This is a genomic window from Streptomyces sp. NPDC058620 (genome assembly GCF_042717135.1).
In the GTDB taxonomy this organism is placed as follows: Bacteria; Actinomycetota; Actinomycetes; order Streptomycetales; family Streptomycetaceae; genus Streptomyces.
The window spans coordinates 1-26363 of the sequence record NZ_JBHXQO010000071.1 but is presented as its reverse complement, the minus strand read 5'-3'; the positions used below and the strand labels follow the sequence as shown (position 1 = coordinate 26363).

The following is a 26363-nucleotide window of genomic DNA, read 5'->3' as shown; positions in this document are numbered from 1 at the left end:
TGTGGCCCGCCCTGGACAGCAGGTGGGACGACGTCGTAGCGAAGGGCGACACCCTGCGCATCGTGCAGCGCCGCTTCGACCTGCTCACCGATGTCATCGGCCTGGACCGCGCACGCGCGACCGGCTGGACCCTGGGACGGCTGCTGCAGAACTCACTCTGGGACATCGACGACGGCAAAACCCGCCTCGCCCCGTCCTCCGTCACGGTCGCGGAATCGCTGCTCAACCGGTAACCCCCGGCGCACCGGTGACAACAAGCCTGCCTGTGACACCTACCGTGCATCGGCTCACCAGCAGTAGCCCCGGACGTGATCGTGCGGGGCCTCAGAACTCCGGCTGGACGTAGTCGATGTCGGTGAATTCCACGGTCAGGCCGGGCGCGCGGCGGCCGCGGTCCCTGAAGTAGACCTCGTGGAGCCCTTCGGCGGCGATCGCCTGTAGCTGCTGCTCGCTCGCCCCTTATTCCTGGGCGGTGAAGAGGCGGGCGGCGTAGGCCGGTGGGAGGTGCTGGGTGATGAGCCGGATACCGCCGTCGTCGCTGGTGCCAGGGGCGGCAGTGAAGCCGAAGCGGGCCCGGGTCTCGATAACGATGCCGCCCGACGTCGCCGCCTGCTTCCTGGCCCGCTCACGCACTTTCGGCTGCCAGCGCTTGCGGACCTCGCCCTCCGGGCGGGCGGCGAGCTCGGGGCGCGGGTGCCGAATCTGGCGGAGAAGCTGACCGAGGTCAGGCCGGTGGGGAGGGTGTCGGTGAGGGTGACGGTGCTGCCGTCGGTGGGCAGGTCGCCGGTGTTGGTGGCGGTGAGGGTGTAGGTGCCCTGCCCGCCCTGAGCGAACGTCCCGCCGGCGGTGAGCTTGATCAGCGTCAGCGCCGGCGCCGGCCGGGGCACGACCCCGATCGCCACCCCGAACGGGAGGTCGTCGACGGGGATGGTGGCGACGACCGTGTTCGTCGCCGTGTTGATCACCGACACCGTGTCATCGATGAAGTTGGCGACGTAGGTCGTAGGAAGAGGCACCGCGCCGCCGCTACCCGGTACGACGAACTCGCCGTCCGCTATGAATCAACGGTGCTGGTCGCAGCCATCGATGAATGGCTGTGACCAGCACGGTCGCGACAGCTCCTAGAGCAGTGGTGCGTCGAACAAGTCGAGCTCGTCCTGCGTCGGTGGCTGGAACTGCTCTTGGCAACTCCTAAGGAGTTCGGCCGTCAGTACGCCAGACCCCGGCTCTTGGTTCCGCAGAGCGATACGACGTTCCAGTTCTTCGATCGGCACCTGGAGGTAACGCAGTTCGACGGCAGCGCCCACGGCGCGGGCCTGGAGCCGCTTCTCGTCACGCTCCGATCTCTCCCAGAAACCGTTCTCCATGATCACGACAGCACCAGAGCCCAACAGTGCCTGAGCGTGCTGCCACAGGCGCTGCTCGACCCGCTCCCGTGCATCGCCGTCGAAGAGATCAAGACCCAGCCCCGCAAGCCATTCGTCCGGAGACAGACGGACAGCGGACAGTTCTTGCTCCAGTCTCCTGGCCACCGTGGTCTTACCAGCACCTGGCAGACCGCACAGGAGCACCAGCCTTGGTCGCCAACGGGCCATGACCGTCTCCTCTCGCCAAGTCTGCAGGGATCATCGCTCATGCCGCCACGCACCGTAAACAGGAATCCCCCGCCGCCCCTGACAGTTGACAATCCACTTTCGCAACAGGCTCTCGTTGGCCGCACTGTGGCCCGCTGGTCTATCCGGCGAGGGCGAGGCTGTGCATCCTTGTGATGCCGAGCATGGCGTGGTGGACGCCGTCGCCCTCGAGGCGGCAGTCGCGGAGGATCTTCCAGGTCTTCATGCGGGCGAAGACGTGCTCGACGCGGGCCCGGACCTGCTTGCGGGACTTGTTGTGCTCCTCTTTCCACGCCGGGAGTTCGCTCTTGGCGCGTTCGCGGCGGTGCGGGATGCATAACATCGGCCCGAGGTGGTCGATGATGCGGTCCGCTGCCGACTTCGAGATCCCGAACAGCGGGGCGAGCTGGCGCATGGTCAGGTTCGTTCGCCAGTACGCGGTGACCAGCAGTGTCCGGTCTTCCAACGCAAGGCTCCACGGCCGACCCTTGCGGACCGAGTCCGCACCTGCGCGACGCAGCACCGTCACCAGCTTCCAGAAGGCGCGCGGGCTCAGCCCGGAGAACGGTGATATCCAGGACGGCTCCAACGCCGTGATCACACCAGCAACGGCAAGATCATTCCACTGTCGGCCTGCGGGCCGGGTCCCGCCCACAGCATGGAAACAGACCTCGGCGGCTCTGGACGGCGATGACAGTGACATCGCCCGGGCCCGTCGCTTTGCTACCGGTTTTCTCACCCGCGTCCAGGTCGAACACGGCTTGCGGGTCTCTCAGCGAGCAGTCGACCTCATTCAGCTCGTGTCAGTGAGCTGGTCACCAACGCCCGCAAGTACGTGTCCGGCTCGGTCCTATTGGATCTGGTCATTACAGGTAACACGGTCGAGATCACCATGTGGGACGGTAATCCGGTGCTGCCGGTGGCCCTGGCCGCGGATGTCGGCTGGGTGGGGCAGCACGGCTTGGAGATCGTCATGGCGGTGTCCCAGGGTTTCTAGATACGAAGCGAAGCGGTTGGCAAACGCATCACCGTTCGTATCGCCCTGGCCGACGACTCCAGCGACGTCCTCGCCTGACACCACGGACAGCGGGCACGCACAGCGCAGTGAAGGGGCGGCTGTCCGGGTCTCCCCCGTCCCTCCTCACCCACTCATACGTCGGTATTGCTTCTGGTACGGGCCGCAGCGACGCGAGCGGTGAACGCCGGCCCTTCTCAGCCGCATGCGGCTGCCCCCAACCGTTGTCGACACGCCGAGACGAGCGTGTCGACGACGACGGTTGGGGGCAGCCCGCTTCTCAGCGTGCGGTTCAGAAGTCGATGCAGACCGGGCCCTGGTTGACGTTGACCAGGCCGACCTGGGTGACGGCGGCGTTGCAGTCGAAGTTCAGGTCGTCGCCACCGCCCTTGTTCTCACCTGCTTCATAAAGTGGGCCGAAGTCGATGCAGACCGGGCCCTGGTTGACATTCACCGCTCCGAGCTGCGTGGTGAAGTCGTTGCACTGCCCGTAGGGCGCCGGCTCTGCGCCCCGCTCGGAGTGGTCGTTGGCCGAGGCGATGCCGGGACCGGCCATCACCGCGGCAGCAGCAAGAGCAACGCCCGCGAAGGTCTTACGGAAGGACAGCATGATGTATCTCCAAGAAGTGGAGGTCAGGGACACAGCAGACTCCACCAGCGTCCGCTTCCACCCGCATGCCGTGATACGCCACTTGGACCACTGGACACCCCGATGCGCTTCCTTGACCCGGCGCCGGTGGCGGTGACGGCCTGGGGCGCGGCGCTGCGCTGCTCACGAGGGGCTCGAGAACGGGACCGGTGCTGTTGTAAGCAGATCTGAGGGACGGGACTCGGCCAAGTGGGCGCCTCGCCTGGTGAGTGCCGCCGGTCACCCTGAGTCTGAGTTCAGTAGCCCGCGGCCGCAGAGACATCCATGTCCTGTACTCCAGCCGTCGGCTGCCCGCACCCGCATCCCCCACACGAGGAGAGCCATCATGCCCAGAGCTGCTACGACCAAGGTGACGCAACCCGTTACGGACGACAGCATCAAGGTGCGCCAGCTCAGTCATTACCAGTTCAGCTGGGTTGCCGGTGAGCCCGCTGCCCGGGGCACGCTCACCCTGCAGCTTGTGCTGGACGAAGGTGCCTGGGAGGAGGTGCTGACCGTCGACGCCGACGACGCCGACGTGCTGCAGGACCTCCTGCGCAGCACACCGACCGTGCACTATGACGTCAGCCGCCGGACCTTGATGTTCGGTGTTACCGCCGTCGGCACCTGAACAGGCAACGCCCACCCGTCACTGCACGGCTCATGGGTCGCCGTTGGCAATGGATGCCGGGTCTTGACCCCGAATCCTGAACACGGGTTATGCGGCTGGTGCCAGCGTAGTTGGTGTGAGGTGGAGGGCGTTCTCGAAGGCGATCGGTGATCGTTGTCCGAGGTGAGAGTGTCGACGTCGGGTGTTGTAGTGGTGGAGCCATCGGAAGGCGTCGAGCCGGGCCTGGCGTTCGTCGGGCCAGCTCTTTAGTCCCTGCAGGGGGTTCGCGTTTGAAGGTGGCGTTGAAGGACTCGGCGAGTGCGTTGTCCGCGCTGGATCCGACTGCGCTCATGCTCCGCCGCACCCCTGCTGACCTGCATGCTTCGGCGAATGCCCTGCTCGTGTACTGGGCTCCGTGGTCGGTGTGCATGATCGATTCGGCGAGACTGCCGCGGGTGTGGATCGCCGCGGCCAAGGCGTCGGTGACGAGGTCCGCGCGCATGTGGTCGGCGATCGCCCAGCCGGCCAGACAGCGTGAGGCGAGGTCGATGACGGTCGCCAGGTAGCAGAATCTTCCGCCGTCGATGGGCAGGTAGGTGATGTCGCCGACGTACTTCGTGTTGGGCTTCTCGGCGCTGAAGTCGCGGCCGATCAGGTCCGGTGCTTTGGCCGCCGTCGGATCGGGGACGGTGGTGCGGTGCCGGCGGCGCAACCGGACCCCTTCGATCCCGGACGCCCGCATAATCCTGGCGACCCTCTTGTGGTTGACCGCCTCACCGCTCGTCTCGCGGAGCTCGGCGGTGATCCTCGGAACTCCATAGGTGCCGTCCGATTCCTGGTGAACAGCCCTTATCCGGGCGGCCAGCTGTGCGTCGGCCGCCTGCCGGGCAGCTCGGTCCGCAGCGGTCCGGCGCCAGTAGTAGAAGCTCGAGCGGCTGACGCCGAGGATGCTGCACAGCCGCTTCACGCCGTAGCGGCGGTGGAGGTCGGCGACGCACTGGAAGCGGTTCACCAGCGCGTCTCCCCGGCGAAATACTTCGCCGCTTTGCGGAGGATCTCGCGTTCCTCCTCCAGCTCGCGGACCTTCTTTCGCAGAGCCGCGTTCTCCGCTTCCAGCGGGGTCGGCGGCTGGGCCGGTTCCTGCGTCCGGCGTCCCCGCGGACGGCTTGCGCCGGCAGCCCTCACCCAGTTCCGCAAGGTCTCTGGATTGACTCCCAGATCGGCGGCGACCGACCTGATCGTCGCGTCGGGCCGCGACTCGTACAGCGCGACCGCATCCGCCTTGAACTCCGGCGGGTAGTTCTTCATGACCACGAGATGTCCGTTCTCAGATCCGCAGGATCCAGTGTCTCGTGTGTCCAACATCAGGGGTAAAGCCCCCCGCCGCCTGGCCCGGCTGGACGAACACGTACTGCCCGAGGAACGGGCTGGCGACGAGCCGCGGTGCAGCACTGCGGGTCGCGGGCTCTGCGCACGTCGACGGCGAACTGGCCCAGCTCCTGCAAGGCGAGTAGACCGGTGCCGCGTGCTTCCGAGCGCAGATCGGCGGCGTCCCAGCGGCACGCCGCGCGGCACACCCTTGGCATCGCATGGGGTTCCCTGCCTACGAGTTGCCTGCTCGAACGGTTGACCTGTCTACAACAGGGATGTCGCCTAGCCTGAAAGGGGGACGTCTTCTGAGCCGGAGTTCGCCATGATCAATCGGCGGAAGGAAAGCGAAACCACCCTGACATCCCCGCTCCCTGCCCCAAGGCGGATCGCATGGCTTGTGTGGAGCGGTGTGGGAACGCTCGGGCTCCTCGGCCTGCTGACGTGGGCCGGCAATGGTCATCCGGCCTGGAGCGAGGGCGGTTGGGGGTGGGCACAAGGGTTCACCGGGTGGGTGGCGCAGATCTTCGGCGGCCTCGGCCGGGTCTTCGACGGCCTCGTACTCGGCCAAAGGCTGGGATTCTGGTTCGTCGCCCTGGTTGTTCTCTACCTGTACTGGCGGGCGACGCGTGCGCTGCTGGCCTACAAACCGGGTCCGGTCGACGTTCAGGAACTCATCGACGCGACGCCCCCGGGAACCCTTGATGTGCCGACCGGGGATCTGACCGCCGAGCTTCGCCAGCAATTGTCCGACTGCAGCATCTACGCACCAACGACGCTGCCCGCCGAGGCCCCACCGATGAGTTTTCTCGAGCTGGTCGGCGACGTCGAGCTGGATCCCAAGAAGCTGGGGACCGCCATTCCGCGCCTCCTGAGCCGACTGCGACCGAAACTCGCCTACCGGGTCGGCGGAGTGCTCCGGACCCGTGAACAGAGACCGGATCGCTTCGGTGTGACGGTGACGGTCACGGCCTTCGTATTCGGCGGTTCCAGCTCGACGACTCTGTGGGGAAGGGAATGGGACGAAGTCATTCGCAAGACCGGCTGCTGGGTGATCAGCGCCTTGCTGCCGGTGACGCGAGCGGGGCGGCAACCGCCTTGGCGTCAATGGTGGGGCCGTGAGCTCAATCCCGAACTGTACGAGGCGTACCAGAGCGCGAACGAGTTCAGCCGGGCCGGCCGCTATCACGAGGCTCTGTCACGGTACTTCGACGCGATCGCACTCGACCCCAAGAACCCTTACCTGCGGGGTGAGTTGGCAGAGGTGCAGGAGAAGATGGGTCTGCACATCGACGCCCTCGAAACGTGCCAACGCGCCCTCACCCTCGATGGACAGACTTCCAGGCAGTACAACAGGCGGCTGTGGCTGAAGCCTCGGCAGCCGGATTGGCAGCGGCTGCGCTATCTGCGTCACCCTCGCCTCTACCGGGACGTGCTTGGTCTGCGGTACCGGAACGCCATCATCCTGGGAATGTCGGAAGAGACGACACAACAATGGTTCCAACGTAAAGGCAGCCAGGACGACACGACCCGACACCGTCTCGTGCCCCTTCTCGCGGATCGGTACCAGCAAGCGGCCAGCACGCTGGCACCCCCCGGTTACGAAGAGGTCTGGCTCGCAAGAGTGCTGGAGCAGTCCCTCTATGGGGGGAGGTCCGAATCCGCTGCCGGCGCGAAGAATTTTGTGCGTCTGGTTTTCCAGCGGGCCGCGACGCAGGAGATGAACTGCCTGGCCGCAGATGACCGATGGGCACGCCTCGCTGGCCTGTACTGGTTGGCACGGCTGCGGAGTTGCTTCCGGCTTATATCCCCCTTCTCCCATGTTCAGAGCGTCCGCGGCCCTCGGCAGGCCGTGACTCGAGGCGCATTTCGCATCAACCGTGAGGTGTGGGCCCCTCTGCGTCTGGCGTGGGCGGTCGAAAAGATGCAGCCGCCCGGCCCCGTGTGCGGCCCACACCCCCGTTATGTTTGGCGCACCGGACCTCCTGTAACAACGCACGTCACCCCCTGTGAGCTCGACACCCGGATCGACAGGGCCCGGAGCCGACTGGTCTTTGTACGTCGCTACCTTCCGCGGTGCCGGCGCGGCGACTGGTTGACCCGTTACACCAGCGCATGTGTGCATGCCGTGGCCATGAAGATCAACAGGGGCAGCGAAGCTCAGATGAAGGAGCACACGCAGCGCGCGGTGGAGGAGCTTGAATGCGCGATTCTGATTCCCAGGGGGGACTCCGCAACGGTGGAGCGAACCTGGATGGTGCATGAGGATCCGGATCTGGCTCTTCTTCGGAAGGCGGCACTCTTCGAGAGCTTCGTACTGACCGCCTACCCGGGCCAGGAGCTCCCGGAGCATCCCCCTCCGAACAGCTGGTCCGAGGCGCAGATGAGGGACTACGACTACAGGCTCCTCGAAGAGGCCGCCAAGGTGATGGAGCAGGTGTGGATCCTGCGAGGCGAGGAGCCCAGCTTCGATATCCGGGACGCAACGGAATGGCTGCGGGCCGAATCCGACATCTGGAACGGGATGCGGAAGGTGACCGACTCGCGACGGCTTGGCCACTGGGAGTACCGCGTGGAACTCATTCGATCGGTTCGGGCCGGCAGTCAGCCGACGCTCCCGGCCACTCTGGGATTCCCCCCCTCGATGCTCCCTGATGGCACCGTGCGGTCCGACCGTCAGAAGATCACCAGACGCCTCCGGAGGCTGCAGAGCGACCTCAGGAGGGACGTGATAGGTGAGAACGCCCACTACACGAACATCCAAGAGGGGCAGGACGTCTTCAGCAGGGCAACAGCCGACGGCGTGACGTGGCTAGACCCGAGTACCGTCCACAGCCTGTGCACCGCCTACTCTGCCGTCTGGCAGACACTCGCCGAGTGGCTGGAACAGGACCGCGCCGAGAGCCACTTCGTAGATGCTCTGGACAGAGTCCCCAAGCCATCGGCGACCGGGCTGCCTCGGGAGGGCGTCCCACGCTACGGATCCTGAGCAAAGACCGAACAGGAGCCGAAGGCGTAGTGTCCTGCGCCGGAGATCCGTCGTTAGTTTGTGTGTGACTGCTTCTGAGGATGTGCCGGTGCCACGTCGTGGCCCGAAGTTGGAACCGTTGTTGTTGTCCGCCGACGAGCGTGTGGTGTTGGAGTGTTGGGCCCGGCGGGCGTCGTCTGCGCAGGCCGTGGCCTTGCGGGCCCGCATCGTGCTGGCGTGTGACGGCGCAGATGTTCCACCGATTGTCGTGGTGGCTCGGGAGTTACGGATCGCGGCGGACACGGTCCGCAAGTGGCGTCGCCGGTTCCTGGCCGGTCGGCTGGATGGGCTGGTGGACGAGCCCCGGCCGGGCCGGCCGCCCAGCATCAGTGTTGATCAGGTGGAAGCGGTCGTGGTCAGCACGCTGGAGGAGATCCCGAAGAACGCAACGCACTGGTCGCGCAAGTCGATGGCCGATCGCAGCGGGCTGTCGAAGTCGACCGTGGGCAGGATCTGGCGGAAGTTTCAGCTCAAGCCGCACCTGAGCGACACCTTCAAGATGTCGACGGATCCGTTGTTCGTGGAGAAGGTCTACGACGTGGTGGGGCTGTACTTGAACCCGCCCGAAGGCGCGGTGGTGCTGTCGGTGGACGAGAAGTCCCAGATACAGGCCCTGGACCGTTCTCAGCCGGTGCTGCCGATGATGCCGGGCATGCCCGAGCGCCGCACCCATGACTATGTCCGCAACGGTCTGACTACCTTGTTCGCGGCCTTCGACGTCGCAACCGGTGAAGTCATCACCTCACTGCATCGCAGGCACCGGGCAGTGGAGTTCAAGAAGTTCCTCATCAAGATCGAGAAAGAGGTCCCGGGACACCTCCAGGTCCACCTGATCTGCGACAACTACGGCACCCACAAGACACCGGCCATCAAGGCATGGCTCGCTGAACACCCTCGATTCCACCTGCACTTCACCCCCACCGGTTCGTCCTGGATCAACCAGGTGGAGAGGTGGTTCGGCTTCCTCGCCGACCAGAAGATCCGCCGCGGCTCCCACAAAAGCGTGCGGTCTCTGGAAGCCGACATCCGCGCCTGGGTCAAGGAATGGACGAAGACCCAACACCGTTCATCTGGACCAAGACGGCCGAGGAGATCCTCGACTCACTCGCCCGCTTCTGCCAACGGATCTCCGGCGCAGGACACTAGGACTTGCCCGGCCGATCATGTGACTGTTGCTTGTCCTGGTCGTTGATGTGGACATGGGGCGGGGCGATCTGACGGCCGAGCGGGAACGGCTGCGGCCGTTCCTGCCGGTCAGTAACGGGCGTTGTGGCCGGTGGCGGGATCACCGGCAGGTGATCAACGGGATTCTGCACCGGGTACGGACTGGGGTGCAGCGGCGTGACCTGCCCGAACGGTTCGGTCCGTGGAAAACCGTCTACGAGCGCCATCGCTTGTGGTCGGGCGACGGCCCCTGGGAGCGTCTGCTCCAGCAGGTTCAAGCGGCGGCCGACGCGGCTGGTGAGATCGACTGGGACATCGCGGTGGACTCCACCATTATCCGCGCGCACCAGCGTGCGGCCGGGGCCCGCACCGACCCACCATCGGCGCCTGCCTCAAAGGGGCCGAAGAGATGGAACACCAGGGCGAGACGCCGTGGCAGAGCCTGGTCGCCCGCCTGGTGGAGGTGGTGCTGAAGGTGGGGGCCCGGGCCGTTCGCGGGGCGGTTTCACCAGCAAGCTCCACCTGAGCGCGGACGGCCGCTGTCTTTGGGCAGCTGGGCGGCGTAGCGGCGGACGTCGGCGGCGATTTCTCGGGCGTGACCGGTCAGCTGGAGGGCGATCTGCTCGCTGTCGCGTTCGCTGGGTGTGTCCGGTCCGGTTCATGCCAGGATCGCGTTGACGAGGCTCTCGTACGGGGCGCGATCGAGCGGGAGCTCCGTCTCGTTCAGTCCTTCGGGGTCGTGCTGAACGGTGTGCTGGCTCGTGTGCATGTAGGGCCTCGCTGCTCGGGCGTCTCACGCGGGCGGTTGGCGGTCACCGGCGGTGTGCTTCCGTTGTCACCTTGTGGAGCAGTTCGAATCCGGCTCGGCCGTAGAACTGTCTTTTGATCTTCTTGACGCGGTTCGCCGCGCCTTCGGTGCCGCCGGAACTCCAGTGCAAGGGGAGTCCGGAGGGTCTGACCTCTGTCCGCCCGGCCATCTGGCGATCGAGGCCGCCGGGCTCGCCCGTCTGAGCGAACCCGGTCGGCCGGGCGCCGCCATCTTGGCCGGATGTGCGGCCACAAAAACTCAGATCTGGTTCAGGCCGCCGTCGACGTACAGGCTCGAACCGGTAATGAAGCTGCTCTGCTCGGAGGCGAGGAAGGCCACGGCGGCGGCGATCTCCTCCGGGCGCCCGAGCCGGCCCAGCGGCACCTGCGTCGCCAGGTGCTGCCTGAGGTCGGCGGCCTGCTCCGGGTCGGGGGCGAGCCCTGACAGACCGGGAGTGTCGGTCGGGCCGGGCGTGACGGTGTTGACCCGGATACCGCGTCCCTTGAGTTCGTTGGCCCAGGTCCGGGCGAACGAACGGGTGGCGGCCTTGGTCGCCGCGTACACACCGAACGCCTCCGCGCCGACATCCACGTTGGTGGAGCCGTTCAAGATCACGGAGGCGCCGTCGTTGAGCAGGGGCAACGCCTTCTGAACGGTGAACAGCGTGCCACGGGCGTTGATACCGAAGAGGGTGTCGAAGTGCTCTTCGCTGACCTGCTCGAGCGGCACGAATTCGGCGACGGAGGCGTTCGCGAACAGGACGTCCAGGCCCCGTCCCCGGCTGCGGATCGTCTCGTAGAGGCGGTCCAGGTCGGCCAGGTTCGAGACGTCGCCGACCACCGCGGTGGCCGCTGAACCGATCATTTCGACGGCCGCGTCGAGTTCGGTCTTGCGTCGACCGGTGATGAATACGTGTGCTCCCTCGGCCGCCAGCCGTACCGCACTGGCCAGGCCAATTCCGCTGCCGCCGCCGGTGACGAGAGCGGTCTTGCTTTCCAGTAGTCCCACGTGAACCCCCTTCAACTTCCGCATCGATCGATGCAGAAGTTGAACATAGCACTTGTGCATCGATCGATGCGGAAGAGGTAGGCTGCGGGGGTGGGAACCAAACAGAGCAGCTCCATCGGCCGACCGCGAGGATTCGATGCTGACGAAGCGCTTGAGCGCGCCATGCTGGTTTTCTGGGAGCACGGCTACGAAGGGGCCAGCCTGGCCAGCCTGACCGACGCGATGGGCATCTCCACCACCAGCATGTACGCAGCCTTCGGCAACAAGGAGGAGCTGTTCCGCAAGGCCCTGGAGCGCTACACCGAAGGCCCTGGCGCATACCTGGCCCGGGCCCTTGAGGAGCCGACCGCCCTCGGCGTCGCCACCGCGATCCTGGCCGGCGCCGTCCGAACCACCACCCGCCCGACCCGTCCCCACGGCTGCCTGGGGGTTCAGGGAGCCCTGGCCACCAGCGACCCCGGGCGTGGCGTCCGTGAACTCCTCGCCGCTTGGCGCAACAACGGCTGCTCCTGCGTGCGAGAGCGGTTCCAGCGAGCCGTCGACGAAGGCGAACTGCCTCCCAAGACCGATCCGGGGCTGCTGGCCCGCTACGTCACCACCTTGGCATTCGGTATCGCCGTGCAAGCCGCGAGCGGTGTCGCCCGCGATGAACTCCAGGAGATGGCCGACGCCGCCCTTCGCAACTGGCCGCTCCCCTGAGAACCACCGGCCCACCGCGCCGAGGGCCAACGCCCCTCGGCGAAGCGCCTGAGCAGGAGATCAAGGCCAGGATGCCGGAGCGCTCCCTGATGGGGATCGTGGCCCGGACCGCGTACTTGGGTGGACTCGTGGCAGCGGCGATCTTCGCCCGCGGCAGCTCTACGGGCGAGCCGGATTCGAACTCCTACGCAAGATGATCCTGCTTCAGTGACCCTCGGCAACGACTCGTCAGGATCCTTACCAAGGGTGGGTCAGGCCAGCTCGACAAATCGGTGGACGCGAAAGGACGTCAGGTCATTGGGTTCGACGCTTGCCGAGTCCACCCGATAGCGGCCAGCGCCGAGTTCGAGAGCGGTGCCGTCCGTGAGTGTCCCGACCTCAGTGCCGAAGTAGGCGGCATCGAATAGCACGAGCTCACCAGTGGTGCTCAGCACCGGGCCTTCCTCCCATTCGGCGGTGGGAATCCCCGCCCGGATGATGTCGGAGACACCATCCTCGCTCTCCGCGTAGCACCAGCGGACGAGGACTCGACACTCCGGAAGGTAGGCAGTGGAGAGAGGCTCGTCCCCAAGGACCAGCGCCTCGGCTTCGTCCGGCAGTGCGAGGACTCCAACGAAATCCATCACCTCGCAAGCTCGGTCGTAGTCGCCCTCCGTTCCCGACCAGCGCGGCAACGCAGTGCGTGGAACCACGATGAACGGGCCGCCCTCCGTCTCCATCCACGTCGAAGACATGCCGCTTCCACCTTCAGGATCTCCGTTGCGTCGCGACAGCGTATGTGCCAGGTCTGACAGGGCCCACGCCTGTGTTGGTTGAGGTGGGCGGTGACGGGCCCAGGGCCGTGACCATCCCTTGCAATCGAACGACACCGTAACCCTCCGCAACCACTCCCCATGATCTGTGCCAGAACCGAGAATGGACAGCACTCCGACAGCGGTCCGGGAGGTGTCTGGCCGTCGGCGCCGACGCAGAATGTTCACGGGTCCGGGCACCACCGGGCCTTCCTCGCGGGCCGAGTGTGGCGGGGTCTCAGCGCCAGTCGTCGATCACGTAGGCGTCGGGGCGGCTGTAGCCGGGTTCGTTGGGCCTGTGCATGGTCACGCCCTGCAACCAGGTGCGGAAACCGCGGTCGACCATTCGACGGTAGGCATCCGGGCGGCCCAGGTTCATCCCGGCGTCCAGTTGACCCAGTCCGCGCTCGACGGCCAGCTGCTCGCACGCGTCAAGCAGTCGTTCGAACCGGTTGGCGGCCTCCGGGCCAGGGCGTACGGCTCCGAACTTGACGAAGCACACGTCCTCGCCGGCCTCCGACCCGGCTCCGCAGTGGCAGACGGCCAGGCCATCGAGCTCGGAGCCGGAGCCCTGGAGCAGGATGGTGTCACCGAGCCCCTGCGCGTGCGTGGCCACGATCTCGCGTTCCACGCTCAGACCCTCGTACACGGCCCCGGTCAGTGCGCGACAGAGGCTCAGGGCGTCGGGCTGCTCGGCGGCGGGCAACTGGCCGTACAGCACTCGGCCGGGGACCGCAGCACTGCCTGCGACCTGCTTCTTCATGATGGCTGTGAGGAATCGGGGCCAGAAACCGTACCGGCGGTAGAGCTCAAGGTGCTTCGGACTGTGCGAGAAGGTGAACAGGCCCAGGTGGCGGTTCTCCCAGGTGTCGAAGCAGTCCATGACCGGCTTCATGAGGCGCCTGCCGACGCCCTGGTCCCACAGGTCCGGACGTACGGTCAGCGGGCCGAAGTACCCGACGCTGCCCCAGTTGACGGCGAAGTTCGACGCTACGACCTCGCCCTCGACCGTCGCTACGAAGGCCGCCTGTGGATCGGCCGTCCATCGAGTGCGGACGTAGTCGGCGGTCCCGAAAAACGTCTTCGGCTCAGGAGCCCCGAGGAACGTCCCGAAGGCGACCCTGAAGATCTCGTCGGCCCGATCCAGGTCCGCCTCACCCAGCGGGCGGACCGACACAGGGCTCGTGCCACTCTTGTGCTCCCCTGCCGGTGGCATCATCGCTCTCTCCTTCCCGGCCCCCTGTTTCATCGCACCACGGGCGTGCGCCGCAGGCGAGGCGAAAGGACCACCGACACCCAGGGACCAAGGACCCGGCCGGTCTGCCTTGCCTGTCCGCCGGGCTGCACCAGTCACCGGGCCGGCCCAGGAAAGCCCCCCGTTACCTTTTTCGTGGCTCCGCAATGGGGCCTCCGGCCTTCGGGTCCGGCATGACTTCCCCCCCCCTTGATGTTGATGATCCGGGGGGTGGTGTCACCGGGTCCGGAGGCATCGACGGACCGCTAATGAGGGGCTTGAGCACCGGCTTCACCCGAGCCGGAAAAGCTCTCCGTAACGTGGATGTGGCAGCTCGGTGCCCTGGCAAGGCCGGACGAAAGCGTGATGGAGGGGCCTGCACGTGATCGACACCGGCGACATCGACGTCTTCCTCGGCCTGGACGTCGGCAAGGGCGAACACCACGCCACCGCCGTCACCCCGGCCGGGAAGAAGACGTTCGACAAGCGTCTGCCCAACACCGAGCCCAAGCTCCGCGAGCTGTTCGCCAAGCTGAAGGCCAAGCACGGAACGGTGCTGGTCGTGGTCGATCAGTCGGCCTCGATCGGCGCCCTGCCTCTGGCGGTCGCGCGGGACATGGGCTGCCCGGTCGCCTACCTGCCCGGGCTGACGATGCGGCGGATCGCCGACCTCTATCCAGGTGAAGCGAAGACGGACGCGAGGGACGCGTTCATCATCGCCGACGCGGCCCGCGCCATGCCGCACACGCTGCGGGCGATCGACTACGAGGACGAGACGATCGCCGAGCTGGAGATGATCGTCGGATTCGACGACGACCTCGCAGGCGAGGCCACCCGGGTCGCGAACCGGCTGCACGGCCTGCTGACCCAGATCCATCCCTCGCTGGAACGGGTCCTGGGGCCGCGACTGCAGCACCCGGCTGTCCTCACGCTGCTGGAACGGTTCCGTCGGACATACCTTTCGCAGGGCGGCCACCAGGGAGGCCGCGTCGAGATCGATCAGCTTGTCGGGGTTGCTCGCGACACCGAGTTCGGTGACGAACCGCTCCGCGAGCTCCTCGGCCCACCAGGCCGGGACGAGACGCGAGGGCGCGCCGGAGAACCCGGCCAGCCGCCGGTACAGGCCGTCCGCAGAGGAGGCGCTGAGCAGCCCGAGGGTGGAGTAGGCGCCGGCGCTGTGGCCGAAGACGGTGACGTCGTCGGGGTCGCCACCGAAGTCGGCGATGTTCTGCTTGATCCAGGTGAGGGCGGCGATGACGTCCTGCAGGCCCAGGTTGCTGGCCTCGGCGAGCCGCCCGCCGTACTGCGAGAGCGAGAGCGCGCCCAGTGCGCCGAGCCGGTAGTTGACCGACACGCTCACGACGCGTCCCGTCGCGGCGAGACCGGCGGCGTTCGAGGTGGTCTGCGTGTTCGCGCCGAACTCGAATCCGCCGCCGTGAATGTACACGGCCACCGGCAGAGTCTTCCCGGCCCGCTCCTCGGGGGCCCACACGTTCAGGTTCAGGCAGTCCTCGCCTGTCCCGCTGTCCGCTTCGAGCCAGTCGCCGCTGTCGGGCTGGACGGGGGCGACCCCCTTGCGGTCATAGGGGCGGTCCGGATCGAAGTCCGCGACTACGGGGCGGCGGTATCGCTCGGCGGTGGCGTACGGGATTCCCCACCAGGACCGCACCCCTGGTGCAGTCGGAGCCTTGGGCGCGGTCGCGGTCATGGCGCGAGATTCCTTCCGGTGCGGTTCGGGTGTTTCGCGCGGCGTGTCGGCGGCTGATCGCTCGCGGTGACGCTCTCCAAGCATTCCCTGGACTCCGGTAAATCGCTGAGCGGACAGCAGCCACCCGGTGGTCATCAGGTGACACTTCGGCAACAAGATCTCGGTGCAGGCCATGAACTTCTACTACGTGGCCGACGGCCGGATCGTCGCGAAAGGGGCCAGCCCGACCTCCTCGGGGTGATGCAGCCGATCGGTGCCGTACCGGCGTCGTGAACCTCGTAGCGCAGGGTGAGCCTTCTGTCGTGCGGGATTGCCGCTGCCTGGAGGGGCCCGTACGGCGCGGTGGCAGAGGACGAAGGCCCGCACCGGAGCGCGGGCGCCGGCGCGGGTTCACCGCAAGAGGTCAGTCCCTTCTTCTTGATCCGGCGTCTTCGCGCAGACAGCACCCGCTGCGGTCCGGGCTGTACGCCTTGTCACCGCGACCGGGCCGGGTGTGGGAGTGCTCGCCCTGCGGGCGAATACCGCAATCCTCGAATACCGACACTCCACCGGTGCTCGTTCGAGAGCACCGAAGGCATCGTCGCCGGGGCAACCGGGCTATTGACCTCGCCGAGTACCTTGCTGATCGGCCGCTACGACGCGACTGGGCGCCTGCGGCTCATCGCCCGCACCACCCCACTGCCGCGGGACTGCTGCCCGGCAGCTCGGCGCGATCCTGCGGCCGGCCGAGAGCGGGCACCTCTGGAGGGCGTGCGGTTCTCGGCCGGCTGGGGCTCGCGGGAGACCCTGGTCTTCCGGCCCGCCGAGCCGGAGGTAGGGGTGGAGTTCCGCGCGGACACCGCGATCGACACCGGCCGGCACCGACACCCCGTGCGACATCTGCGAGTCCGGACTGGACGCATCGCCACGTGACGCTGTCCATGGCCGTCCATGCCTGCCCTGACTGTCCTGCGGGCCCGCGAGCTCGATACGGAGAAAGCAGAAACGGATCCTCCCAGCTCATCCACTTCAGCCTCGCCGAGATCAGACGCTTGATCACTCGCCCCACCCACCGGCAGCACCCGCCTGTCGATCACATCCTGCGCTGGTCGACATGGCTACGCAGACGACAACACCAAGCCCGCGTCAGCCACCACAAACGACGCGGACACAGCCCCTGACACCTGCCCACCCGCCAGAACAAACACCGTTGCGGTACTAAGAATCTGTTGTCTTTCCGGGTGTGATGGCCAGGTTTCCGCTGGTCAAGCGTGAAGTTGCCTCTGCTGCAATAGAGATGACACGTCGTGTTCTCTCTTTAGTGGAGGTGCCAGATGCCGTCGGTGGTGGGTTGATCGAGGAGCTGGAGGTCGCTGCCCGGCAGCGGTGGAGTCGCTGCGGAACGAGCTGGACCGGCTTGTTGCCGAGCTGGAGGAGGCGGAGGCGGAGGCCGCGCGGGATCGCCTGGTGATCGCGAAGGAAACGGTGAGTGAGGTGCTGTCCGAGGCCGGCGAACCCACGGACGTGCGAGTTTCCCATGCCCGGCCGGTTGAGCCGGAACCGGCGGTGGCCCGGGCGGTGCCCGGCTCGGTGGTGCCGGTGGGGCGGGAAGGGCTGGACGTGACGGTGCTGCCGCCGGACTACCAGCGGATCATGCACGTCCTGGCCGATCGTGAGCGGGCCGGCGAAGGGTCTGCGATCTGCCGGCAACTCGCCTGCTTGTTGGACCTCGAGCTCGTTCCGGCGAAGATCGAAGGGGTGCGGTCCAAGGCGAAGCGTCTGGCCGCGCGAGGCTGGCTCGTCGAGGACACCCCGGGCTCCTTCAGCGTCGCTGTTTCGCAAGGCGGCGGCTCATGACTATGGTCATTGACCACAGCACCATCGCCTTGGACGTGTCGGTCCGCCTTTCGTAGTCGCGTGCCAGCCGGCGCGAGCGCATCAGCCACCCGAACGTCCGCTCCACCACCCACCTGCGGGGCAGCACCACGAAGCCCGACAGGTCCGCATCGCGTTTGCCGACCGTGAGTGCGAGGCGCAGTGCCTTCGCGGCGAAGCCGACCACTTGATTCCGTTGTCCACGAGGAAGCGGATCGCGTCGATCATCTGCCGGTGGCAATAGCTTTCCGGCTGCCCGCCACGGCCCTCCAGCCAGCCGGGCACCGGCATCGCGGCACGGACCTGGGCCCACTCCCGGTCCGTCATGTCCGAGGGGTAATGACGCCTTCGCACACCGTGGTCGGCCGCGTTCCCGTACACATGGGAGAGACATACACACGACGGGATATCAGGGTTGGACTCCACGGACACCGGCAACCGAAGACTGAGGCACAGTGCCTCCTGACGCTCGAATGGACTTCAACACCCATGAGCTGTGCGGGAGGCCCTGCTTTCATTCACCGGCCACGAGCCGATCACCCAACCGAGCACCCAAGTTCGACCCGCAACCGAACCTCTCGGTACGACGAAAGCTACTTACGCGTCGGAGTGCTCCGGCAGGACGAGCCAGTCCGACCAGGAGATCTCTCGGCCGAGGAAGCGCGGCTGCTCGAACGGCCAGTAGGCGGCGATCCACTGCGGCACCAGCTCATCGAGGGCCTGCTCGACCTTGCTGCCCACCAGCTCGTCCACCACCCACCAGGAGATCTCGCCGTCCGCGCCGGCCCTCTCCGGTGGGTCGATGTAGACGCAGCCGAGCAGAGCTGTCTCCGCCGCGTCGAACAGCGCGTAGTTGAAAGACTGGTGTGCGGCGATCTCCTTCTCGTGCCGCAACAGGTCGGCCTGGTCGGCCTCGTAGGTCATGGTGGCCGCAGGCCAGCCCCAGGCTGGGCCGAAGATGGTCCACAGCCGCTCGCGCGAACCCATCACAGCCGGATAGTCGAGCGGACTGTCCGCCTCCCGGATCGGCCGCAGGTGATGACCACTGCCCGGCAGCGGTACCAGGACGGGATGGACGAAGTTATCGGGGAGCCAGCTCATAGCGCCCGACCGTAGCAGCGCGCGGCCCTCCGCTCCTTTGGATTTTGCCCGTATACCGCCCGGACCGGCTCTCATGCCGGGCAGTGCCCGCGATCACCCGATCGAGGCTCCCGTTCGATCGACAGACTCCGTGATCGGTATAGCAACGGCTTCTAAGCTTGTTTTTTAACCTGCTGCTGCGCCCTCAAGGGGTGCGCGGTGTACTGGTCGGCCGTCCGGCTTGTTGATGAAGGCGGCGTGAGACAGAGCGCTACGGAGCGAGCATGTGGGACGGCCCCTTCTACCGAGTCAGACGTGACGGATACGAGATCTGCTTCGTGCCCGGTGCCGGAGAGGACCTCGACGAGGTCTGCAATGTGGACATGTGGGTCATCCGTGATGACGGCGATCGCTGGTCTGGAACCGTGTTCACTCTCGATGAGGTGCACCGGATCATGGACCGTCAGCGGCAGGCTGGCGAACCAGAGGGCGACTACTGGTGGTGTTGGGATGGCCTCATTGTGCGTGACGCGGGTGTGCCGTCGATGGTCAAGGTCATCGACGGGCTCGTCACTGCAGGCGAGCACGAGACAGTCCTTCGCCACGTTGGGCCCGAAGAGAACGCAGATCTTGCTGACTCCGGCTGACCGAACGATGCCCCGAACGTGATCGCTCGTACGGGGATTCCGGGGACGTGAACACGGCCCCCGTCTGATCCTGTGCTCCGACCAAGAAGGCACTTGACCAGCGAAGGCCGTGGGGAATGAGTCTGCTGCACCACGATGGCCGGGACGAGGCATTCGACTTCACCTCCCACTTTCGGGAGGACTTCTACGAATGTCTGACCCGGCGCGCTGACACGCTGTTCGAGCTCTGCGACGCGTTGCTCTGTGAGGACGGCCCGGTGACCTCGCCGGTCGATTTGACGTTGCTGGCCGAGCACCGGCGTGGGCGCGGCGCGTTGTACGACGCGCTCAACCAGGGCTGCATCGACGCGGACAGGCTGCGTAAGGCACTGGCCGTGCTGCCGCAGCCGAAGGCCGCCGACGGGCGCCTGGTCCTGGCGGTCGATGTCTCGCCGTGGCTGCGTCCGGACGCGCCGACCAGCCCGGACCGCCTGTTCTGCCACGTCTACGGACGCTCGGGACGCTCCAGTGACCAGTTCATTCCCGTGTCTTCGACGCCGGCTACGATGCCCCGCGCATGGCCTACCTCCTCGACGGCCTTCCCGTCGAGGTCCTGGGACGCATGCGTTCGGACCGGGTGATGCGACGGCCAACGCCCTCGCTCAAGGAATAGGCCCTGACCTATCCCCAGGGCGGGCGCCCGCCGAAGCACGGCAAGGAGTTCCGCTTCGCCAAGCCGGACACGTGGGGCGAGCCCGACGCGGAGACCACGCAGGTCACCGACCGCTATGGCACCGCCCAGGCGATGGCCTGGAACCGCATCCACCCCCAGCTCACCACCCGCTCCGCGTGGATCGACCACGACGGCGAACTCCCCATCACCGAGGGCACCCTGATCCGCCTGACGGTGGACCATCTGCCCGGCGGCGGCGACCCACTGCCCGTCTGGCTGTGGTCCTCCAAGACTGGCATGACCAGCGACGACGTCGACCTGCGGTGGCAAGCGTTCTTGAGACGCTTCGATCTTGAACACACTTTCCGTTTCGTAAAGCAGACGCTCGGCTGGACCCGTCCCAAACTCCGCAGCCCCGAGGCCGCGGACCGGTGGGCGTGGCTCGTGATCGCAGCGCATACCCAGCTCCGGCTCACCCGCGAGGCCGCAGCCGATCTCCGCCGCCCCTGGGAGAAGCGGGCCGAACCCGCCCGGCTCACCCCGGCCCGCGTCCGCCGGAGGTTCAGGAACCTCCGCCCTCACCTGCACAGCCCGGCCCGTGCGCCCAAACCCTCAACTCCCGGCCCAGGACGCCCAATCGGCTCGAAGAACCAACGACCGGCCACCCGCTACGACGTGGGCAAATCAACCAGGCGCCCTGAAAGCATCGCCGAACGTAATCAACCCAAAGCTCGCAGACCATAAAAACAAGCTAAGGCCCCCTCTTCCAAGGTCCACCGGGCCGGACAAGTCCGGCCCCGCAGGAGCCCAGGGCGCCTTCCATCCCGGGACAGCCGCTGGCGGGCCGTGTCAGACGGCTGGGGCAGCCATCAGCTGGTCGCCCGGGATCCCGACCTTTCCGGCGCGTAGTAAGCCTCGATGTTGGCGGCATACGTGGCCACGGTGAGCGCGTGGAGGCTTTCCACGTAAGCGAGATCCGGGGCCGGTGGGATGGCCGTCACATCCCGCGCGGCCGGCGCCCGCCGGGCCGGGCTCCACCGTGGCCGACAGCAACGACGTCTTCTTCCCCCCGCCATCCCCCACAACCGCACCGCACTGCGGCTTTCCCTACACTGCGACCTCACCGAGCAGGACGTGGAGCGCATCGTCCGCGCCTGCAAGGTCGTCCGCCCTCTGTGCAACCCCCGGTCTGCCACAGGCTGACTCCTCAGCCATCATCACCCGGCGGCCGACATCACCCGCCCGCTCCACACGGAGACGAAGCCCAGGCCGTGTCATCCCGCGGCTGCGGTCGGGCCCCGCCGAACCGGGGCACGTCATCGACGGTCGCGTCCAGGCGCAGGCGCACGTACCGGATCGGGTGCCGGTAGACGCCGCCGCGGTCGACGGAGGTGTCGGCGCTGATCTCCGCGACGAGGCCGGGCTGGGACCAGGGTGGTGTCGAGGACGTCGCGAGTGCCCCAGGCCGAAAGGAACTTCGCGCCGGTCGACGTATGGCCGGTGCCGGCGGAGTGGGGCCGTGGCCGCCAGATGCACGAGTTCGTTAGGCGTCGGCGAGAAGAGGGTCGTACGGGGTGCTCGTGCGGCGGCCCGACATGAAGGAGAGGAAGTCACCCACGAAGGTGCTCCGGCCGTAGGCCCCATCGGTGGCGGTGAGGTCGCGGTGGAAGGCGGTGCGAAAAAGGGTTCGGTACTCGTCGGCATCGATGCTCCCGCTGCCGTCCTTGTCGGTGGCGTCGAAGAGCACCTCGGCGACGCGGATGAGCGCGGGTCCGGCGAGGGAGGGAATGGCGGCGGCGTACTCGTCGGCGCTGACGCGGCCGTCGCCGTCCGTGTCGAGGGCGGCTTGGAGCTCGCGCCACCACGCGGCGAAGGCGTCGTAGAGCCGGGTCTCCTCGGGCTCGTCCAGGTCGAGGCGGGTGGAGAGTTCGCGTGCCATGGCGGCAAGGTCAGGCCAGTCGAGGTGGCCGTCGCCGGTCTGGTCCAGCACCTGGCGGAAGAACTCCCCCGCCGAGCGCCGGCCCTCTCCCGTGCCCGTGGAAGGCGCCGGGTCCGGGCCGGGGCCGGCGTCGCCGCCCAGCGGTGTGAGGAGACGGAGCAGGGCCGACGCCCGCTTCATGCGGGCACGCAGGGCGGTCACGGTCCGGGCGCGGGGGTCGTCGCTGCCAGGTGGGAGTGAGAGGACTTCGATGATGCTTTCGGCGTTGATCCAGCCCTCGGGCAGGAAGCGGGCGAGCCCGGCGGCCAGGTAGGCGCCCTGCATGAGGGTCTGGGCACCGGGCATCTCCGGCAGCCCGGCCCTGCGCCGGTAGGGCTCGGGGAGCGAGGCAACTGTGATCGCGCCGAGGAGTGGGCCGGCGACGGCCCGGCCGGCCGCCCACAGCGTCGGCGCGCCGTCGAGCAGTGCCGGGGCGGGCAGGTGGTCGAAGAGCCGGTAGAGGATGACGCGGGCCGCTTCGGTGTTCTCCAGCTCGTTTTCGACGACCCGGTCGAAGTACCGCCAGAAGTCGGTCAGGTCCTCGGGGAGTTCTGCGGCGTCGCCGTCGAGCGCGGCGAGGAACATGCGGTACTCGGCGTACATCCGCTCCATCGTGTCCTGGTCGAGCGGCTGGCCGCTCAGTCGGCACATGGTGACGGCACTCTCGAAGAGGGTGGCGACCACCCAGGCGCGGGTCGCACGGTCCATCGCGTCGTAGGCGCGGCCGCGGGAGTCGGAGCCGCTCATGCGCTCGTGCAGCCGGTTGAGCCGAGCGGCCTCCCGTTCGCGCACCGCCAAGTCGGCGCCGAACATGCGCCGCATGCTGAGGAAAGTGTTGCGAAGCCTGCGCCAGGGGTGGGTGACGAAGGTGGAGTTGTCGACGAGGGCAGCGCCGATCTGCGGGTGAGCGGCCTCCAACACGGTGGCGCGGATCACGGCCAGCGCCCAGCGCGGGTCGTCAAAGAAGGCGCTGAACTGAGATTCCGGGCCGAACAGGGGTGCCTCGTCGGCCGTGCCCGTGGTTCCGGTGGTCATGATGGGTCTCCGTTCGTCCGGGGCGGAACGCCGCCGAAGCGGCGGTCGCGGCGCCGGTAGGTATGCAGGCACGCGAGGAACTCGGGGGCCCGGAAGTCCGGCCAGAGCACCTCGGGGAAGACCCACTCGGCGTAGGCAACCTGCCAGAGCATGAAGTTGGAGATGCGCTGCTCGCCGGAGGTTCGGATGACGAGGTCCACGTCGGGGGTGTCGGGGAACGGCAGGTGGTCCGCGAATCGCCGCTCGGTCACCTCATCAGCAGGTGTCTTGCTGCGAATCAGCGACCTTGCGGCCTCCACGATGTCCCGACGCCCGCCGTGGTCGAAGGCCACGGTCAGCGTCATCCCCCGGTTGTCGGCGGTCAGCGCCACCAGATCGTCGAAGTCCCGGGCCAGTTCACGGGGGATACGCGGATCGGCGACCCCGAGGAAGCGACAGCGGATGCCACGGGCCAGCAGCAACGGCGCATGCTTGCGAACGACCCGGCGGACCAAGCGCATCAGGTAGTCGACCTCGGTGCCAGGACGGTTCCAGTTCTCGGTAGAGAAGGCGTACAGGCTGAGCCACTCGACACCGGCGGCCCGGGCCGCCTCGATGATGTCGATGACGGTAGTTTCCGCAGCCCGGTGGCCCGCCGTCCGGGGAAGCGAACGCCGCTGCGCCCAGCGGCCGTTGCCGTCCATTACGCAGGCTACGTGCCGCGGCACCACACGCACCGGCCCGTCGTCCTGCCCTTGCTCGTCGCCGTACTGTCGCCCGCCCGGCCGGTCCTCCGTTGCCGGGCGTGCGTGCGGGACGCCGTGGTCCGTCACGCCCAGCCCCGTCTCACCCGGAACGGCACGGTCGGCCCTACCTCGCTCGGTCACGCCCACCCTGACTCGCCCCCGCCTCGCCCATACCCACGCCCCAATGGAGCGTTCCCTCCAGGAGTCTGACGGTGCGAAAGGGTCCTGACCGGCCAAACGGGTGACCATCACCCTTGGCTCATATATCCGATTCTCTAGTTCCGGCATCGGTAACTTTCTCCGGTGCCACGGCAGACCGACTACAAGGGGATTCCTGCTGCCTGGGTGCCTGGCGGGCCGTTTCGGCCCGCCAGGCACGGTTGGGCCAGGGGCCGGTTAGGGGCAGGTGGCCAGGATGATGGAGATGACGGTGCAGGTCGCGCTCGCGCTGTTGTTGGCGGGGTTGGGGTCGTTGGGTGCGGAGGCGGTACGGGTGCCGGTGACCTTCACCTGGCCCAGGGACAGCAGGTGCAGCGGAACGCGGAAGGACTTGTTGACACTTGCTCCGTTGGCGATGGCCCCGTAGGTGCAGGTCACGGTCGTGGTGCTGGTGGTGCATCCGGTGGGCAGGTTCGTCGCGGAGGCGCCCGCAGGCAAGGATGCCTGCACGGTGGCCGAGGTGACCGCGTTCGTGCCGGTGTTGTGGGCGGTGAGGGTGTAGGTGAGGTAGGGGACCAGGATGCCCAGGTGCGGCTGCGCGGCGACGTTCACATCGATGTCGGCGGCCTGCGGAAGCACGTAGGTGTACTGGTCAGCTGCGCTGGTGGCGTTGGTGCCGCCGGGGGTGGTGACCTGCACGTGCACGGTTCCGGCGGCGTGGGCCGGGGCGGTGGCGGTGCAGGACGTCGCGGTGCAGGAGATGCCGGTGGCGGGGGTGGCACCGAAAGTGATGGCGGTTGCGCCGCTCAGGTCGGTGCCGGTGATCGTCACGAGGGTGCCGCCTGCGATCGGGCCTGAGGCGGGGCTGATCACGGTGACCGTCGGCGCCGGCGTGGCCATCGCGACTCGCAGGACGTCGAGGCTCGCACTGGCGTTGTTGGCGACGTAGGCGAGCGTGCCGTCCGGACTCACTGCGACGCCGTAGGGGCCGCTGCCGACGGGGGCGCTTTCGGTGACGGTGTTGGTCGCGGTGTCGATCACCGCCAGGGAGTTGCTGGAGTACCTGGTCACGTACGCGGTCGCGCCGTCAGGGCTGAACGCGGAGACGATCGGGTTGCCCGCGGTGGTGATCGTCGTGATGACGGCGAGCGTGGCCGGGTCCACCACGGACAGGAAGTTGTCGTTGGAGTGGCTGACGTACACCCTCCCGCTCACGGGGTTGACCGCGACCCCGAACGGCTGGTCGCTCAGCGCCACGCTGGCGCTCACGGTGAGGGTGGCGATGTCGATGACGCTCAGCGTGTTGTTGCCGTGGTTGCTGACATAGGCGCGCGCGCCGTCGGGGCTGAGAACGACGTCCTGCGGGAACGGGCCGACGGGAACTGAGGCAATGACCGTGTTGGTGGCGGTGTCGATGACGCGCAGTGACCCGTTGGGGTAAGCGGGGTCGGAGACATAGACCCGAGTGCCTGCCGCATTGGCCGCGACCCCTGTCGGGTCGCTGAACCCGGCGATGGTCGCTGTCACCGTGTTGACGGCGGTGTCCACGACGCTGACCGTCTGGTCGCCGCGGTTGACAACGTACAGGTGGGTGCTGTCGGAGGTGACCGTGATCGCGCCCGGGCTGTTGCCGACGGTGATGGTGGAGCTGACGGTGTTGGTGGCCGTGTCCAGCACGGTGACCGTGTTCCCGGTGACATCGAAGTCCCCGCCGTTGGTGACGTAGACGGAGGAGCCGTCCGGCGCCACGGCCACCTTCATGGGGCCTACTCCGGTCGGCGCGGCGGCGATCACCGTGGGCGAGGCCGCGGCGGCCGGGGCGGCCGCCGCCGTCAGCCCGGCCACAGCCAGCGCACCGCAGGCAGCCAGCGCGATCAAACGCCGACCCACGCCCGTACGAGCCCGAGCGAACTCAGCTCTTGAAGACATGACAGTCCTCCCCCTTCGCATCGTCTTCGCCGCAACGGCGGGGACCGAAGGTCCCATCACGGATCCGTGGCAGAGCGGTCACACGGTGACGCACCCAGCCCGAAGGGGCGGCGACCCGGCCACCAGACCCCGATGGCTCAGCCCATGCCACCACCAAGGGACAGGCCCGGGCCCGTGACGGTCCAAGCATGCAAAACGGCGACGAGGCGCGCGCCCAGTCAACCCCATGAGCATGACATCCCGGGTAGCCCGCCGTAGCCGAATCGTCACATCGGGTCGACGTTCCCCGCGGCGGATGTCAGCCCGCAGATTGCCGCCCCACGGCACGCTGCCCCAGCCGGTCCACGGGCGCACACCTCTTACCCAAACGTGTCAGGGGTGTGCTGATGGCAGCAGGTGAGCGTCAGCAGCATGGAGCGCTGGCTGCCTGGTGGCAGGCGGCCGCCGTCCTGGGCCGGATCGGCCCGGCCGCCGCACCGGCGCTGTCGCGTCTGCGGAAGATGCTGACCGCGGGCTACGAGTGGACCCGGGTCCACCACCCGCGATACCAGGAGCCGGCCGTGTCCGGGGCGGCCACCGGCCGGCACACCCGCGCGAACAGGGCCTTCAACGGCTCCGGCCCCAACCGCC

The 26363-nt window shown here is 67.4% G+C and carries 19 protein-coding genes and 12 pseudogenes; 15 read left to right on the top strand and 16 right to left on the bottom strand.

The window, feature by feature from the left end:
* Positions 1 to 233, top strand: a pseudogene (locus ACFWSK_RS33860) (hydroxyurea phosphotransferase); the annotation flags it as partial.
* Between the two features lie 91 nt (positions 234 to 324).
* Here the strand turns inward: ACFWSK_RS33860 and tpg are convergent.
* From tpg to ACFWSK_RS33840, 4 genes and pseudogenes are all read right to left on the bottom strand, one after another.
* Positions 325 to 705, bottom strand: a pseudogene (gene tpg, locus ACFWSK_RS33855) (telomere-protecting terminal protein Tpg); the annotation flags it as partial.
* 38 nt (positions 706 to 743) lie between these two features.
* Positions 744 to 965: pseudogene (locus ACFWSK_RS33850) on the bottom strand (YncE family protein); the annotation flags it as partial.
* 156 nt (positions 966 to 1121) lie between these two features.
* Positions 1122 to 1595, bottom strand: coding sequence for an AAA family ATPase (locus ACFWSK_RS33845; protein ID WP_383794807.1), 474 nt, complete (start codon positions 1593 to 1595; stop codon positions 1122 to 1124).
* Positions 1596 to 1734: 139 nt separating this feature from the next.
* The gene (locus ACFWSK_RS33840) at positions 1735 to 2268 is read right to left on the bottom strand and encodes a transposase family protein (RefSeq protein WP_383794804.1); all 534 of its coding nucleotides are present in this window, start codon (positions 2266 to 2268) and stop codon (positions 1735 to 1737) included.
* A 25-nt stretch (positions 2269 to 2293) separates the two neighbouring features.
* On the opposite strand from ACFWSK_RS33840, the pseudogene ACFWSK_RS33835 reads away from it, so the two are divergent.
* Positions 2294 to 2688, top strand: a pseudogene (locus ACFWSK_RS33835) (ATP-binding protein).
* 232 nt (positions 2689 to 2920) lie between these two features.
* Here ACFWSK_RS33835 and ACFWSK_RS33830 read toward each other — a convergent pair.
* Positions 2921 to 3238: a hypothetical protein gene (locus ACFWSK_RS33830; protein ID WP_383794802.1), complete on the bottom strand. Its 318-nt coding sequence runs from the start codon at positions 3236 to 3238 to the stop codon at positions 2921 to 2923.
* A gap of 364 nt (positions 3239 to 3602) precedes the next feature.
* On the opposite strand from ACFWSK_RS33830, the gene ACFWSK_RS33825 reads away from it, so the two are divergent.
* Positions 3603 to 3887: a hypothetical protein gene (locus ACFWSK_RS33825; protein ID WP_351220599.1), complete on the top strand. Its 285-nt coding sequence runs from the start codon at positions 3603 to 3605 to the stop codon at positions 3885 to 3887.
* An 87-nt stretch (positions 3888 to 3974) separates the two neighbouring features.
* Here ACFWSK_RS33825 and ACFWSK_RS33820 read toward each other — a convergent pair.
* Positions 3975 to 5180: pseudogene (locus ACFWSK_RS33820) on the bottom strand (IS3 family transposase).
* A gap of 466 nt (positions 5181 to 5646) precedes the next feature.
* Here ACFWSK_RS33820 and ACFWSK_RS33815 point away from each other — a divergent pair.
* From ACFWSK_RS33815 to ACFWSK_RS33805, 3 genes and pseudogenes are all read left to right on the top strand, one after another.
* Positions 5647 to 8223 carry a tetratricopeptide repeat protein gene (locus ACFWSK_RS33815; protein ID WP_383794800.1) on the top strand — a complete coding sequence of 859 codons (2577 nt, stop codon included), beginning with the start codon at positions 5647 to 5649 and terminating at the stop codon, positions 8221 to 8223.
* An 88-nt stretch (positions 8224 to 8311) separates the two neighbouring features.
* Positions 8312 to 9408 (top strand): annotated as a pseudogene (locus ACFWSK_RS33810) (IS630 family transposase).
* Between the two features lie 53 nt (positions 9409 to 9461).
* Positions 9462 to 9801: pseudogene (locus tag ACFWSK_RS33805) on the top strand (transposase); the annotation flags it as partial.
* A 691-nt stretch (positions 9802 to 10492) separates the two neighbouring features.
* Here ACFWSK_RS33805 and ACFWSK_RS33800 read toward each other — a convergent pair.
* The gene (locus tag ACFWSK_RS33800) at positions 10493 to 11242 is read right to left on the bottom strand and encodes an SDR family oxidoreductase (RefSeq protein ID WP_383794797.1); all 750 of its coding nucleotides are present in this window, start codon (positions 11240 to 11242) and stop codon (positions 10493 to 10495) included.
* 162 nt (positions 11243 to 11404) lie between these two features.
* On the opposite strand from ACFWSK_RS33800, the gene ACFWSK_RS33795 reads away from it, so the two are divergent.
* Entirely contained in the window at positions 11405 to 11941 is a 537-nt protein-coding gene (locus tag ACFWSK_RS33795; RefSeq protein ID WP_383794795.1) for a TetR/AcrR family transcriptional regulator, read from the top strand.
* Positions 11942 to 12192: 251 nt separating this feature from the next.
* On the opposite strand, the gene ACFWSK_RS33790 is transcribed toward ACFWSK_RS33795, so the two are convergent.
* Positions 12193 to 12675 (bottom strand): Imm21 family immunity protein, encoded by a 483-nt coding sequence (locus ACFWSK_RS33790; RefSeq protein ID WP_383794792.1) that lies wholly within the window; start codon positions 12673 to 12675, stop codon positions 12193 to 12195.
* A 295-nt stretch (positions 12676 to 12970) separates the two neighbouring features.
* The gene (locus ACFWSK_RS33785) at positions 12971 to 13951 is read right to left on the bottom strand and encodes a GNAT family N-acetyltransferase (RefSeq protein ID WP_383794789.1); all 981 of its coding nucleotides are present in this window, start codon (positions 13949 to 13951) and stop codon (positions 12971 to 12973) included.
* A 397-nt stretch (positions 13952 to 14348) separates the two neighbouring features.
* Between ACFWSK_RS33785 and ACFWSK_RS33780 the strand changes: the two are divergent.
* Positions 14349 to 14909: pseudogene (locus ACFWSK_RS33780) on the top strand (IS110 family transposase); the annotation flags it as partial.
* Here ACFWSK_RS33780 and ACFWSK_RS33775 read toward each other — a convergent pair.
* A pseudogene (locus ACFWSK_RS33775) lies at positions 14910 to 15674 on the bottom strand (carboxylesterase family protein); the annotation flags it as partial.
* A gap of 887 nt (positions 15675 to 16561) precedes the next feature.
* On the opposite strand from ACFWSK_RS33775, the pseudogene ACFWSK_RS33770 reads away from it, so the two are divergent.
* Both ACFWSK_RS33770 and ACFWSK_RS33765 read left to right on the top strand, forming a co-directional pair.
* Positions 16562 to 16709: pseudogene (locus ACFWSK_RS33770) on the top strand (IS701 family transposase); the annotation flags it as partial.
* Between the two features lie 330 nt (positions 16710 to 17039).
* Entirely contained in the window at positions 17040 to 17510 is a 471-nt protein-coding gene (locus ACFWSK_RS33765) for a hypothetical protein (RefSeq protein ID WP_383794787.1), read from the top strand.
* Here ACFWSK_RS33765 and ACFWSK_RS33760 read toward each other — a convergent pair.
* From ACFWSK_RS33760 to ACFWSK_RS33750, 3 genes and pseudogenes are all read right to left on the bottom strand, one after another.
* Entirely contained in the window at positions 17476 to 17715 is a 240-nt protein-coding gene (locus tag ACFWSK_RS33760; protein WP_383794816.1) for a transposase, read from the bottom strand. The genes ACFWSK_RS33765 and ACFWSK_RS33760 overlap by 35 nt on opposite strands.
* Before the next feature lie 17 nt (positions 17716 to 17732).
* Positions 17733 to 17819 (bottom strand): annotated as a pseudogene (locus ACFWSK_RS33755) (IS5/IS1182 family transposase); the annotation flags it as partial.
* A 306-nt stretch (positions 17820 to 18125) separates the two neighbouring features.
* On the bottom strand, positions 18126 to 18629 hold the full coding sequence (locus ACFWSK_RS33750) for an N-acetyltransferase (protein WP_383794784.1): 504 nt from the start codon (positions 18627 to 18629) through the stop codon (positions 18126 to 18128).
* A gap of 263 nt (positions 18630 to 18892) precedes the next feature.
* Here ACFWSK_RS33750 and ACFWSK_RS33745 point away from each other — a divergent pair, with 263 nt between their 5' ends.
* The 4 genes from ACFWSK_RS33745 (at position 18893) to ACFWSK_RS33730 (ending at position 20651) form a co-directional block, all read left to right on the top strand.
* The gene (locus ACFWSK_RS33745; RefSeq protein WP_383794781.1) at positions 18893 to 19255 is read left to right on the top strand and encodes a hypothetical protein; all 363 of its coding nucleotides are present in this window, start codon (positions 18893 to 18895) and stop codon (positions 19253 to 19255) included.
* A 116-nt stretch (positions 19256 to 19371) separates the two neighbouring features.
* Positions 19372 to 19875: a transposase gene (locus tag ACFWSK_RS33740; RefSeq protein ID WP_383794778.1), complete on the top strand. Its 504-nt coding sequence runs from the start codon at positions 19372 to 19374 to the stop codon at positions 19873 to 19875.
* Positions 19857 to 19907 carry a hypothetical protein gene (locus ACFWSK_RS33735; protein WP_383794813.1) on the top strand — a complete coding sequence of 17 codons (51 nt, stop codon included), beginning with the start codon at positions 19857 to 19859 and terminating at the stop codon, positions 19905 to 19907. Before ACFWSK_RS33740 ends, ACFWSK_RS33735 begins: the two co-directional genes overlap by 19 nt.
* Positions 19908 to 20039: 132 nt before the next feature.
* Positions 20040 to 20651, top strand: a complete 612-nt coding sequence (locus tag ACFWSK_RS33730; protein ID WP_383794775.1) for a hypothetical protein — start codon at positions 20040 to 20042, stop codon at positions 20649 to 20651.
* Between the two features lie 799 nt (positions 20652 to 21450).
* Here ACFWSK_RS33730 and ACFWSK_RS33725 read toward each other — a convergent pair.
* From ACFWSK_RS33725 to ACFWSK_RS33715, 3 genes are all read right to left on the bottom strand, one after another.
* A complete protein-coding gene (locus tag ACFWSK_RS33725; RefSeq protein ID WP_383794772.1) occupies positions 21451 to 22920 on the bottom strand; it encodes an oxygenase MpaB family protein in 1470 nt (489 codons plus the stop codon).
* Positions 22917 to 23636 (bottom strand): polyprenyl diphosphate synthase, encoded by a 720-nt coding sequence (gene uppS / locus ACFWSK_RS33720; protein WP_383794810.1) that lies wholly within the window; start codon positions 23634 to 23636, stop codon positions 22917 to 22919. The genes ACFWSK_RS33725 and uppS overlap by 4 nt, the downstream gene beginning before the upstream one ends.
* Before the next feature lie 405 nt (positions 23637 to 24041).
* Positions 24042 to 25733, bottom strand: a complete 1692-nt coding sequence (locus ACFWSK_RS33715) for an IPT/TIG domain-containing protein (protein ID WP_383794769.1) — start codon at positions 25731 to 25733, stop codon at positions 24042 to 24044.
* Positions 25734 to 26119: 386 nt separating this feature from the next.
* On the opposite strand from ACFWSK_RS33715, the pseudogene ACFWSK_RS33710 reads away from it, so the two are divergent.
* Positions 26120 to 26363, top strand: a pseudogene (locus tag ACFWSK_RS33710) (hypothetical protein); the annotation flags it as partial.